The 13,741-nt window shown below is 42.6% G+C and carries 6 protein-coding genes; 2 read left to right on the top strand and 4 right to left on the bottom strand.

All coding sequences use genetic code 11. The annotated features are described in order from the left end of the window. Positions 1 to 35: 35 nt before the first annotated feature. Complete coding sequence (locus GPM24_RS10775; RefSeq protein ID WP_158826762.1) at positions 36 to 2,555, top strand: beta-L-arabinofuranosidase domain-containing protein; 2,520 nt, start codon at positions 36 to 38, stop codon at positions 2,553 to 2,555. Positions 2,556 to 2,571: 16 nt separating this feature from the next. On the opposite strand, the gene GPM24_RS10770 is transcribed toward GPM24_RS10775, so the two are convergent. After that, positions 2,572 to 3,912 carry a vanadium-dependent haloperoxidase gene (locus tag GPM24_RS10770; RefSeq protein ID WP_158826761.1) on the bottom strand — a complete coding sequence of 447 codons (1,341 nt, stop codon included), beginning with the start codon at positions 3,910 to 3,912 and terminating at the stop codon, positions 2,572 to 2,574. A 106-nt stretch (positions 3,913 to 4,018) separates the two neighbouring features. Beyond that, a complete protein-coding gene (locus GPM24_RS10765) occupies positions 4,019 to 6,064 on the bottom strand; it encodes a kojibiose hydrolase (RefSeq protein ID WP_158826760.1) in 2,046 nt (681 codons plus the stop codon). A 110-nt stretch (positions 6,065 to 6,174) separates the two neighbouring features. Between GPM24_RS10765 and GPM24_RS10760 the strand changes: the two genes are divergently transcribed. Next, positions 6,175 to 7,080 (top strand): GyrI-like domain-containing protein, encoded by a 906-nt coding sequence (locus tag GPM24_RS10760; protein WP_158826759.1) that lies wholly within the window; start codon positions 6,175 to 6,177, stop codon positions 7,078 to 7,080. On the opposite strand, the gene GPM24_RS10755 is transcribed toward GPM24_RS10760, so the two are convergent. Continuing rightward, a complete protein-coding gene (locus GPM24_RS10755; protein WP_158826758.1) occupies positions 7,052 to 10,417 on the bottom strand; it encodes a VCBS repeat-containing protein in 3,366 nt (1,121 codons plus the stop codon). The genes GPM24_RS10760 and GPM24_RS10755 overlap by 29 nt on opposite strands. A gap of 19 nt (positions 10,418 to 10,436) precedes the next feature. Then, positions 10,437 to 13,736: a VCBS repeat-containing protein gene (locus tag GPM24_RS10750; protein ID WP_158826757.1), complete on the bottom strand. Its 3,300-nt coding sequence runs from the start codon at positions 13,734 to 13,736 to the stop codon at positions 10,437 to 10,439. Positions 13,737 to 13,741: the final 5 nt, after the last annotated feature.

The raw sequence follows: 13,741 nt of genomic DNA, 5'->3' as shown, positions 1-13,741 counted from the left end.
AGGTGATGAACCAATTAGTTCTGCATTATCTTCTTATGATTTCAACCGCCAAGTCAATACTGTATTCATTTAGTGTATGTGCATTAAGCTTAACGGGTTTAACCTGTTATGGGCAAACGCCAATTTATTTTAACAGGGCACCTTTAAAAGCCGATTCCTATGCACAGCTACCTTTAGGAAGTATTAAAGCGAAGGGGTGGTTAAAAAAGCAGTTGGAACTGCAGAAAGATGGTGCCACCGGTCATGCCGAGGAATTGTATCCGGGTAAAAACGATTTAGGTAAAGATGCCGATTGGCTAGGCGGAGACGGTAATAGCTGGGAAAAAGCGCCCTACTATTTAAAAGGATTAGTTGCCTTAGCCTATACGCTGGATGATGCCGGCCTAAAGGCAAAGGCACAAAAGTGGATTGACTACACGCTTAACCATCAAGCAGAAAATGGTTTGTTTGGACCCGTAAAAATGAAAGACTGGTGGCCCAGAATGCCTTTTTTGTACGCTTTGCAAAGTTATTACGAAGCTACAAATGATAAACGGGTGATTCCTTTTATGTCCAAATACTTTAAATACGAACTGGCTAATCTGGACCAAGACCCACTACGCGAATGGAGTAAGTCTCGGGCCGGCGACAACATGGATGTGGCTTTGTGGTTGTACAACCAAACCGGAGAAACTTATTTGCTTGCTTTGGTGAATAAATTGAAAGCGCAGGCATACCCTTGGGCCGATATTTTTAACAATAATCAGTTCTTTTATTACGGGCGCGATTTTCATACCAGGCACATGGTAAGTGTTGCCGAGGCTTTAAAATTTCCGATGGTTTATTCGCAGGTTGATGCCTCGCCATATTACGCCAATGCCATGCAAAACGGTATAAACTTTATTATGCGCGAGCATGGGCAGCCACAAGGGTTGGGTTCGGGTACCGAGTTTTTGGCCGGCAAAAGTTCGGTACAAGGTGTGGAAACCTGTACCGTGGTAGAATGGATGCAAAGCTTGGAAACGGCTTTCAGAATCAGTCATCAAGCAAATATTGGGGATCAGCTGGAAAAGGTTGCCTTTAATGCTTTGCCTGCTCAATTCAGCAAAGATTTTAAAGACCATACTTATTATACTTTACCCAACCAAGTTCAGGCTTTGCCGGGGCCTCATGGTTTTAATCAGGATTATGGAAATGGCATTGTGCCAAGCCCTTATTCGGGTTACCCATGTTGCCGGTATAATATGCACATGGGCTGGCCTTACTTTGTTAAAAATAGCTGGCTGGCTACACCCGACGGCGGACTGGCCGTAAATACCTACGGACCAATGGCCGTAACAACCCATATAGCCAACAAAACGCAGGTAACTATTGATGAAGATACCGCTTACCCCTTTGAAGAGCAAGTGCGGCTAAAATTTTCATTGAAAAAGTCGGCATCGTTTCCTCTCAAACTTCGTATTCCGGCTTGGTGCAAAGTCCCAAATGTATTGGTAAACGGACAAAAGATAACAAGTGTTAAACCGGGGCAAATGTTGGTAATCAACAGAAAGTGGAAAAGCGATGATAAGGTAGTGCTTAACTTTCCTATGCACCTGCAGCTACAGCCACAGGTAAATAATGCGGTTAGTGTTGAGCGTGGGCCGCTTGTTTATGCCTTAAAAATAAAACAGGCAGAAAAGCATGTGAAAGAATTCCCGGTTAAAGGATTTTATGAAACGGAGATATCGACGGCTTCGGCCTGGAATTATGGTTTAGTATTGTCAAAAGGCGCTCTCGAAAATAGTGTTCAGTTTGTGAAAGGCAATATGCCCGAAAATCCATTTATGCAAGATGTTACGCCCGTGTCTTTAAAAATAAAGGCTAAACGCATTTCATCGTGGACTATTGATGACAACGCAACAGCTGCCTTAGACGTTCCATATAGCCCGGTAACATCCACCGAAAAAACTCAGGAAGTTACCCTTGTACCTTTCGGCGCCGAAAGTTTACGCCTTAGTATATTTCCAACCATTGGAAATGAAAGGTATATCACTACTAATTATCAGGAAAATTTTGACGACAATACGTATCGCCGGTTAGTAAACTATGGCGGCGGCTGGTATTGTAAAGATAAGACCATACACACAGCAGCCAACGAAGACGGTGGCTCCGGAAACGGAACAAAGGTTATAGCAACCGGTACCAGATTTTCAAACTTTGAATATAACGCTGATATTACGGTAAACACAGCAGGCGATGCCGGATTGATTTTCAGGGTTACCAATGCGGCTATCGGTTCTGAGGCTTATCAAGGCTACTATTTAGGTCTGAATGCCGAAAAAGGCATTATACAACTTGGCAAATCAGGCGATAAGCAGTGGACTGTTATCGCATCAGCACCCTTTCCTCTCCAGATGAACAAAACCTACAAGGTTACCGTCAGGGCAGTGAATAACAAGTTTGATGTATTTATAAACGGTATTAACCAAGCTGTTATCACCGCTACAGACAGCCAGTTTGCGACAGGCAGCGTAGGCCTCAGAGCGTATAAAGCATTACTAACTGCCGACAATTTAAGTGTAAAAGCCTTATAAGAAAGATGTTTGGGCATTATAACTTACTCGCAGACTTCTTCATAATTAGTTTATTGGACACCAGCTCGCCAACTTTTTTTCCATAATAATGTGCCACCTGGCAGGAGTTATGAAAATGAATTCCCCCGTAAAACCGAGCCCAGTTATTTTCTAACGCAGCGGCACGGAATGATGAGAATGATCTGCTTTCAATCCCAAATTCCAATTCTGATGTGTCTGTGTAAGCAACATGATCCCCAAAAACACTGGTCAAAGCTTCGGCTGCCGATGATGATACGGTAGAGTGGCCGCAAGTGTATTCCGGAAATGGTGGGGTTTGCAGGTAAGGGCGCCAGTTAATATCCAGGTATTTATTGATGGCCGTTTCGGGGCGCATGGTATTATAATGGTACTTAGCGTCCCAGCATTGTATAAAACTATCAAAAAGCGCAATAGCCGTTTTAGCAAAAGCACAAACCGTTGTGCCAAAATCAGCATGTACTTTTTTGGCGGCGATGCCGGTGATGCTCATCCAATGCCCTGGAGGCGAAAACTTTTTGGTGATAAACTGAACATGGCCTGATACATTCATTTTCCCCGGATTATCGTCCCAAAAATCAGCAATGTGCTTTTGTTCGGGCGTTAAGTTTTCAACCGTGTTTTTGATATACATTACCTCCTGGTAGTACTTGCTGGTTTTATTTTTTACATCAAATTTAGGCGGCGGCGGCACCCGGTACTGAGAGGCGCTGTCTAAAACCATTGGTCTAACCTCCATCCAATGCGGTTCTACAGCTTGCGCATACATGGGTGGCGTAGGTATCCAGCGGCCATCTTCGCTGGTAACAGTAAATTTTGAGGCACTGCGTGTGCGCAGGTAGTTATCGCCTTTGCTCCATTTAATAACTGCACCGGCTACGCCTTTTGCATAAGCCTGAGTATTGGCTAGTACATCTTCGGGCATGCCATGGTCTAACGCCAGGGTATTCAAGCTGTCTATATAATACTTCATGCTTCCTTCCGGAAATGTAACGGCCTGCCCAACTTCGCAAAAAGCAAGTATGGCGGCGTATTCAAAATCTACTGTTTTGCCTTTCGGAGCAGCCGGAACACCTTTAAAATCATTTAATTGCCCGGCAAGCGATTGGTACTGTTTCGGATACCCCGCCGCAATAGCCTCATAGCCTGCAACCGTAGCATAAGCGTAATTTCGGGAAGCCACAACAGGGGTGAAATTGTTACCCATAACTACACTGTTTAATTCATGTACTGTGCTCGAATACAATTCCGGATTGTGTAATATCTGTTGGTAATCGTTTTTTTTACAAGACGAAATCAGAATTGCAAGGCCTGTCAAAAAGATTATGAAACTTTTCATAGTTATAATCAATGTAGAGTATGGGTAATCAGTAGTTTTTTTGCTAGAGGCGTAAACAGCCGGTAGCGTTTATATATTGGTTGTACTTGAGCGAAAAGTTAGTATTTTAATGCTTAACAACAAAAGTTTTTTTATCCGGACCAATGCCGGTTAATGTCAAAGACCGCCATTTGGGTGGTAGCGTAGTTTTAATCTGAACTATTCCGCCATTGGTAATATCCAAGCCGCCAAAACCCATCAATACGCTTTGCAAAATACCTCCGGCACCGGTAGCAAAGTAAGGGTTAGTTCCGCCTTTGGTTTCAGCAATTACTCTGAAAGGAGGGTTCAGGTTAGGTTCATAAGCGTCTTTGAAAAAGTGATAAGCTTTATCGCCATTGCCCAGCCTTGAATACAGCAATGCAAATATGGCCTGCGTCATGGCCGGAGTACCCTCGTTGGGTATACGCGTTTCATAATATTCCAAGTCCTTTTTTACTTGCTGGTTATTGGTAATTACTTTTAACGGATAAGCCAGTAGGTTTACATCCGCTTGTTTAATGCCTTCGCCTTTATACGTTTCGTGCTCTTTGGTAACACCGTCTGGGAGGTTAAGTATCGGGATGTTTTGTGCAACCACAGCCCAGTCTGGGTTAGGGCTGATGCCTAAAACTCTTGCTGCCTGCGTGGCATACTGTAAATTTACTTTCGCAGCCGCGTTGGTGTACGCATTATTGTCCACGTTTTCTGCCCACTCATCGGCCGCAACCACGTTCTTAATATAATAGTGCCCTTTGCCATTACGCTCCACACGACTGGCCCAAAAATCGGCAGTGGCAGAAAGGATAGGCCAGCCCCGTTCCTTAAGCCATGTTTTATCTTGCGTAACGCAGTAATAGTTCCAAAAGGCAATAGCCACATCGGCAGTTATGTGGTGTTCAAACGGCCCGCTCAAGGCCCAAACCGGCGTTTCTTCCACGCCTTTGTCTGCGCTTTCCCACGGGAACATGGCGCCCTTAAAGCCATTGGCAAATGCATTGCGCTTGGCGGCTTCCAATCTTTCAAAACGGTATTCCAGTAACGACTTGGCTATTTCAGGGTGTAACACCAGTAACGCTGGATACATCCATACCTCGGTGTCCCAAAACACATGTCCGTTATAGCCTAACCCCGACAGTCCCATGGGCGAAGGCGAAAAAGCAGTTCCGGCACGGGAGAATGAGTATAAATGGTACATCATACTATGGATGTCCTGCTGGGCCTGGTCGTCGCCCTCAATCTGTATATCGCTTTTCCAAAGCTCGTCCCACGCCTGGTTGTGGAATTTAAGCAATCGGTCATGCCCTTCCAGCTTTGCATAAATGGTTAAACGTTCTGCCTCATTTAAAGGATCATCATGATGAGCGGATGAAATTGAGGTACCTGTAATGGAAAAGGTATAACTTTCTCCAGCCTTTAGTGCTTTTCCAAACCGCATTAGGTGCATGTTGCTGTCCCACATTTCGTGTATCACCCGTGGTTCGTTACCGTGCGGCTCGCTAAATAAAAAGGTGGCCGATGAACAGAGTTGCAACTTTCCGGTAGGACTTTTGGCTGTTGATGTTAACAGGCTGATGGTAGTGTGCGGACGGTCAATTTCATTATAATAATTTTGTACCTCGCGTAGCGCATCCGGCGCTTCTATAACGCTGGCGGCAGATAAATTGATATCTTTTTTGGCGGTAACGGTTACATCCATTAATACCGAAAACGGTAGTTGGCGTAATGAGTAATAGGTGTATTTAACGGTAGCCTCGTCGCCATAATCAAAAGTGGTGGTGAATGCAGCATGATGCATATCCAGCTGTTGCCTAAAATTACTGCAACCTGCAGCAGAAACCCTTCTGCCATTAATATCAAGGTTCATATTAAGCAGGTTAAAGCTGTTCAGAAAATTGCTTACCCTGCCGCGGCCGTACTGGTCATATGTGCCGGCCAATACTACACTCTTTATTTTAAACGGTTCCGGTGCGGATACTACACCGATCATCCCATTTGCTACCGTAATGCCGTAATAATTTGATGGGTTTATTTTATCAGTTCTGATTACCCAAGCATCTGCTTTAGATTGTGCATAAGCCGGCGCTATGCATGCTGCTAGCAGCATAGCTGTAAATAAATGTTTAAGTTTCATAATTGGTATTTAAAAATACAAAAAAGTAATTATGAAAACTTGCTAATGAAATACTTATCTGTCAATTACTTTTTTAATAACTTGTAAAACCAATTTTTACCTTAATTAAGATGACAAAAAAGTTAGTGGCGTTTATTATCCTGCTCGTTTTAGTTGTTACTATTCTTACCTATGTTCTTATTCCACCTTATATAAAAATACATCGGCAGGTAAGGGTTTACACAACCGAACAAGCAGTGATGAAATACGTAATGCATTATAAAAAGTGGAGTAAATGGTGGCCTGATGCCAGTCAGAAATTTACAATGCAAAAAAATACGGTGAGTGAGGTAGCCGGTCGTTTTGTGGCTGATAATGTTACTTTGCCAAGCACAGTAAGTTACACCATTAAAGATAGTAAGGGTATTGACCTTAACTGGGATGGTGTATTAACGACCGGTTTAAACCCGGTAAAAAGAATTTTACGCTATCAAAATCGAGATAAGATAGCGCAGCAAATAGACTATGTATTAACCAACAGTAAGCTGTTTTTAGAAGATGACCGGCATGTATATGGCATTCACGTACAAAAAGCCAGAATTGAAGATTCGATATTACTGTCCACCAAACGTACAAGCAAAGTTCCTTTAACGGTAAAAGAAATTTATGAAAAACTAAGCACTTTAAAAGCATACGCCAGTGCTCACCAAGCCAAGCAGGTTAGTTACCCGATGTTAAATATAACACAACTTAATGATAAGCAATATCTAACCTCGTTGGCTATACCCGTAAATAAATGGGTAAGTGCAGGTAAAGATGTTTATATCAAAAAGCTGGTGTATCATGCCAATATTCTAACTGTTCAAGTTAAAGGAGGTGATAATAGTGTTAATAATGCACTTGCCCAACTGTCTGTTTATATGAGAGATAATAACTATACAGCACCTGCTATTCCTTACGAAGAACTGATAACCGACCGTGCTACCGTGCCGGATACCAGTAAATGGGTTACTCGTATTTGCTGCCCTGTGCTATAAAGTTGCTTTTTTGATTCTGTTCCGAAATGAGCAATACTTTACCATCATATGTTACGGCCAAAAAGTTACTTCGGCCTCTGTTTCTAATTGGCTGAAGGTTTTCCAGTTCCTGAAAGTTGGTTTGCGGGTTTACCCAGTAAACAGGCGCAGACAACGTTTTGGTCTTGTTGTTATAAGTTGCACAGGCAAGCCCTAGCGCATCGTATCTGCCCTCAAACGGAACTACGCCCGAGAAGTATCCGTTAAGCAAAATTTCGTTTTTGGCCGTTTGCCTAATGTTTTTTATGGGTGCCTGCTGATACAGCCACGGCAGCTCCGTAACTTTTGCCGTATGCATAATGTCGGATATGACAATAGTTTTGAACGTTTTCGCTTCCAGCCGATCGTTTAAATTTAGCTTATTGCCAAAAATCTCTTCGGTAGTTTTATCACTCATTTTGCGATAACTCAACCATTCTTTTTTCAGGTAAGGGAGTTCTTGTTCCAAATCATTTTTAGGCCTGAACGGGTAATACTTTCCATGATGATTGTACGATAAAATCAAATCTGGTTTTTCATCATTGTCCAGGTCCTGATTGTAGGCGTAAAGTGGTCTGTCGGGTGCTACGTTATACTTGTTGTTCACTCCCCAATTGCCGGCTATTACATCTTGCTTGCCATCATGATCAACGTCTGCAACCATTATGGATTGCCACCATCCCGACAGGTTTTTCAGCGCGGGCAAATTCAATCTTACTAACTTGTTGTTTTTGTTTAAAAATATCATCGGCGGTTGCCATTCCGCAGCAACTGCCAGGTCATCCCGTCCGTCACCATCTACGTCAGCTACGGCAATATCTTTTATAAAAGGTATATTCCTAAGTTCTGAATAGATATGGTTTGGAGCCACCTGAAACTGGCCATTACCTTTATTGAGTAATAAAACAGAGGGGCGCTTTGCCGTATAATTTCGGAATGAAATACTGCCATGCAGCAAAATATCTTTCAACCCATCTCCATTAATATCAAACGTTGTTATACCGGAAGTTTGCTTACTGATTTGCGGTAGGGGGATGTACTCAAACTGAAAATTCCCTTTGTTAACAAACAGTCGTGGCTGCACCAAGCTGCTGCTGTCGGCAAAGGGATGATTACTGCTTAGCACTATAAGGTCGGGCCGTTTGTCGTTATTAACATCGCACCATTTCGCCTCAGCGTCTGCAATATTTGTAAATGATGCAAATGCGGCCGGAACGTTTTTGCGGTAATTTCCGTTACCATCGGCAATTAATAGATACTTTTCATCGCCAGCCATGCCACCTATATAAATGTCGTCATTACCGTCGTTATCAATGTCTGTTACGGCTACAGCGGGTGTGTGCGGCAGGTAGTTGTGCGGTAATAGGTAAGCGTAATTAAAATCGGGAGTTTCGTTGAGGTTTAACTGTGCTAATTGAACTGTTTTTACAGGCTTACTATTAAAACTGGCACTGCCATTTACAAACTGGGTAATAACACTTGCAATATCGGGGGTGTGCAATACTTTGTCGGCATGATAAGTAACCTTGTTGGGCTTGTTTAACTTAAAGGTAGTTTCAATTTGATAAGAGTTATCAGGCCATACTATAAGCAACTGTTCGGGTTTATCATTATCTGAAAATGTGAACAATAATCGGTCGGGCTGATTGCTTTGAAAAGCCGTTGTGGTTTGAAACTCCTGATGATCTAATGATTTTTGCGATTTCAAATAAAGCTTGGTGCCTATGCCTTTGCGGTTATCGCCTTTATAATTTGCCTGGTAAGTAATATATGAATGTTTAACGGGCCCGCCGGGGTTTATCGTTGTGTTTTTGTAAATAAAAGCAGGTTCATTTGAGTTGTTAGTTACAATTTCTAAGTCACCGTCATTGTCCAGGTCAACCGCTACTGCCCCGGCAGATGAGGCAGTATCCCGCATATCATTGCTTGATGAAACATCGGCATATTTAAGTTGCTTATTGCCTTTGTACAAATAGCTGTGCACTTTTCCATCCGGCATGTGGTTTATTTTATCTTGATCGAACTTTTTGTTTGTGCCAACTCGTTGCACTGATGGGGTGCCTAGATATTTTAAATAGTCGAGGTCGGTAAGACGTTTTTTTATACCGTTTGAAAAAAATAAATCTTTATAACCATCCATGTCAAAGTCTTGCGACAAAGGCGACCACGTCCAATCTGTTGCAGAAACCCCGGCATATAAGCCAACATCAATAAACTTATTGCCGTTGCCCACATTCAACTGCAGGCAGTTTTTAGAGTATTGATAATAAAAGCCGGCTTTTACTTCCTGGTTATAAATATCCAATGATTCATCGTTGATAGAAGATTTCAACTGTTGTAGATCTTCCGGTAGCATATCTGTGGTAACCACATCTAACGCGCCGTCTTTATTAATATCGCTAATGGCGTTGCCCATCGAGAATAAACTGGTATGGCCAAACGCGCTTTTCATTTGCTCTTTAAAGGTGCCGTTGTGCTGGTTGACGTAATAATAATCATGCTCGAAAAAGTCGTTGGACACATATATGTCGTCCCAGCCGTCGTTGTTCAAATCGCCAATGCTAATACCTAAGCCGTAGCCAATAGCCGAAGCGTAAATGCCGGCTTGTTGTGTTACTTCGGTAAAGTGGCCCTTGTCATTACGCAACAGGTGATCGCCGGCGGCGTAGTTGTATTTAAACCGGGCGGTTGAATCGCCGTAAGATTCGTTACTGTGCACGGAGTGTGTCAGTATAAATAAGTCTAGGTCTCCATCTTTATCATAATCAAAAAACGCAGCCTGTGTAGAAAGGCCCTTAAAGTCGATACCATATTTGGCGGCACTTTCAGTAAAGGTCATGTCGCCGTTATTGATGTACAGCTGGTTGGCCCCTGTAAAGCTTTTATATCCTGATACAACGGAAAGATATATGTCCGGAAATCCATCATTGTTAATATCTACAATGGTTACGCCGGTTTTCCAATTGCCATTACCGGCTACCCGAGCCTTTTCAGTTACGTCCTGAAATTTTAAATTTCCTTTATTGAGGTATAGTTTGTTCGATTCCTGGTTGGATACGAAATAAAGGTCCTGCAATCCGTCGCGGTTAAAATCTGCACTGGCCACTCCTGCGCCGTTATAGAAATACAGGTAATCCAGTATGTTTAATGAGTCTGTTTCTGTAATGTTATTGGCGAACCGCACGTTGGATACCGACGGATCAACCTTTTCGAAAGTATGAGGCCCCTCCGGCTGATGTTTGCATGCGCCTAATAATAGGGTTAGTAGCGTTACTAAAAGCAGCAGTTTATTAAAATATAAAAAGGGTTTAAGGCTCATATTGGTGATTTAAGCAACATCAATAGTTAGGTTTGTAAGCATACAAGCGGTCGTCATTCAATCCAAAAAGATAAGTTTTTTTGCCGGATGCGTTAGATATTATGGCTGATGATCGCACCTGTCCTTTAATACAAATGCCGCTTTGCAGGGAAGGGACATATTTGAAATTTCCGTCTTTGTATACATAGGTAGTTGTGTAGCTGGCATCCAATCTTCCTACCTCGGGTTTAAAGTCATAAAAGTTGCCGGCCAATATTAGGCTTTTAGTTTTCAAGTGCTCATTATCGTCAACAATTATCGTGTTTACTGGAGCAAATTGTGCGTTTGCAGGTAGTGGTTTATAAGTAAACCCAGTACCCTTGTTGTTGATAAATACCGATGATGCGAGCGTATTGATCTCATGCTTTTCTGCATCTTTAAGGTCGTCATCAGGAAAAATATCTTGAAAGGGCTTGCCTGCATAGTCCTCGTATCTAAGATACTTCTTTTTAAATATGGGCATCTGCGCTACCAGGTCTGGTCGCATGTGAAATACATACGACTGATGGTCATGACGGTAGATGGAAGCGATACATTCTTTGGTGCCATTTCCATCAAAGTCTTTTATAAAAATGCGCATCGGTTCTGTAGTTGATGCCCTGAACTTGCTGTTTAAACCCAGGTTCCCAGCTATTATATCCGGGTAACCATCGCCGTTAATGTCATCTGTTGCAATACTGCTCCACCAACCTTTATAATTATTCAAGCTATTATCTGTTTTAAAATGCCCGCTTGTGTTTTTGAATATGCGGATACCCATCCAGTTACCGGCTACAATAAGATCATCGTACCCGTTTTTATCCAGGTCGGCCCATTGGGCGCTGGTTACCATGCCCAAGTGGGTATCACCAAACACCTGAGTGCTTACATCTTTAAAATTTCCATGTCCATCGTTTTGAAGCAGGTAGGATGAAGGTGAACAGCCATATAAGCCGGGCACGCTGCGTCCGCCGATAAAAATGTCTTCATCACCATCATGGTCATAATCGCTTTTTACCACTACCGATGCATTAACGGTGCAGGACGGCGATTTTTGCCTGTTCCAACTAAAGCGTCCGTGCCCGTCATTTTCGTAAAAGCGTGGTTTCATTACATGTGAGTCAGGTTCTTCCTGGTTGCCGCCGAATGCAATCATTAAATCCTGGTCGCCATCTTTGTCAAAGTCGCCAATAACTGCGCCTGCACATTCCAGGTAATCCTGCTTTTTAAAGTCGTCGGGAATGTAAGGCTTATAACGTCCGTTCTGTTGCTGAAAATAGATGCAGGCCGGATGACCTGCCGAAGCGCTGAAGTAAAAGTCGGTTAGCTTGTCGTTGTTCAAATCGCCGGTAACGATATAGGGATTTTCTGTCGACAGCATTTGCAACGTTAAGCGTTCGCGGTCAAAGTCAACAAAATCGTCTTCATGATGTCGGGGTATAGAATCAAATAGTTGTTTAGAAACCTCGGTGAAAAGTGTTGGGTGTTTAGTTTGTACTTCTGGTTGTTTGATGGTGGCATTTTTTATGTTTAAAGTGATCAGCTTGCCGGCTGGTACATTTACAAGGGTTTGTGTTTTGCCGTTTGGCCATATCACTTTAACAGAATCGGCTTTTTGGGCCTTGCCTATGCCCATGCACAGCAGGTTAGGAGAGGTGCTACTTTCAAAACCCCGGGCGGGCTGGTGATAAAAAAGCAACTCTTGCCCTGCCGCCCATACCTTAACAGTTGCGCCGACGCCAAAAGCATTTTTACCATCACCCTTTAAACTGATTTTAAGTGAGGCGTTTTTAAGCTTTTCGGCATGGTTGCAATAAACTCCCGCCGGCATGTTTACCCGGTTAACTATCAAGTCCAGGTCACCGTCATTGTCCAGATCGCCATAGGCTGCACCATTACTAAAACCAGGTTCATTGAGGCCTAATTCGGCTGTTTTGTCTTTAAAGGTAAGGTTGTGGTTGTTTATAAAAGCATAACTGGATACAGGCACAGAAGGTATTTTGGATACAAATTCCTGATACTTAAAACGCTTTCCATCTTGAATCTTTTTAAGATTATCTTCATTGGCCAGATACTCTATATAATCTTGGTTGGTGAGGTCTTTGTAAATGCCGTTACAAATTAAATAATCTTTCCATCCGTCATTATCCATGTCAAATGCCAAGGCACCCCAACTCCAGTCGGTGGCTGCAATTCCGGCGTAAAAAGCAACTTCAGAAAATGTGCCATCGCCGTTATTCAATTGTAGGCAGTTTTGCATATATTGATTGTAATAGCCGTCTTTTTGCTTTAGCTTTACTACATCGTATGATTCATAAGAAGTTATGCTTTTGAGTCTGGCGTCGCTTTCAGGAAGCATTTCGGTAGTAAAAATATCAAGCAAGCCGTCATTGTTTATGTCTGCAATGTCTGATCCCATCGAAGCCAAACTTAGGTGACCGGTTTGATTTTGTATATTCTCCTTAAATGTGCCGTTGTGCTGATTGATATACAAGTAGTCGCGCTCAAAAAAATCGTTGGACACATAAATGTCCGGATAGCCATCCCGGTTGATGTCGGCTACCGATACGCCCAGTCCAAATCCGATATCGCTTGAGTAGATACCAGCAGCTTGGGTAACATTAACAAAATGCCCGTTATCGTTGCGGTATAAATGGTCGCCGCCTAATTCGTCTATTTTAGATCGTAAATTTTCAGAAAAGTTGAAGGTGCCTATAGGTCTGAAGGAATTGTTCAGCACATAGCAATCCAGGTCGCCGTCTAAATCATAATCAAAAAAAACGGCATGGGTAGAAAGGCCTTTATCGTTTAAACCATATTGCGCTGCTTCTTCTTTAAAAGTGCCGTTACGCTGGTTGATAAACAACTCGTTATCCGTTTTTTGTCCGTATTTGTTGCCGCTGTTACAAACATAAATATCCAGCCAACCATCGCCGTTTACATCTGCCATGGTTACTCCGGTGCTCCAGTATTTGCTGCCTTTAACACCAGCTTGAAGGGTTACATCTTTAAACTTCCAGTTGCCTTTATTGATAAATAATTTATTATCGCCCTGATTTGCGGTAAAGAAAACATCGTTTAAACCATCATTATTAACATCGCCTATAGCTACACCACCGCCATTATAGTAGTTGCGGTAAGAAAAGATATTAGTAACGCTGTTATCAGTAAGATTGTTGCTGAAAAGGATACCTGTACTACTGCCGTTTAGTTGTTGAAATTGGGTATTGGGTGAAGGAGAATGACAAGAACTGATAATTAAAGGCAACCATAACAACAGGTATTTGAAATGCTTAATCATTTACA

Source organism: Mucilaginibacter lacusdianchii (assembly GCF_009770985.1).
In the GTDB taxonomy this organism is placed as follows: domain Bacteria; phylum Bacteroidota; class Bacteroidia; order Sphingobacteriales; family Sphingobacteriaceae; genus Mucilaginibacter; species Mucilaginibacter lacusdianchii.
The sequence above is the reverse complement of the archived record's forward strand: the minus strand, read 5'-3'. Positions and strand labels throughout refer to the sequence as shown.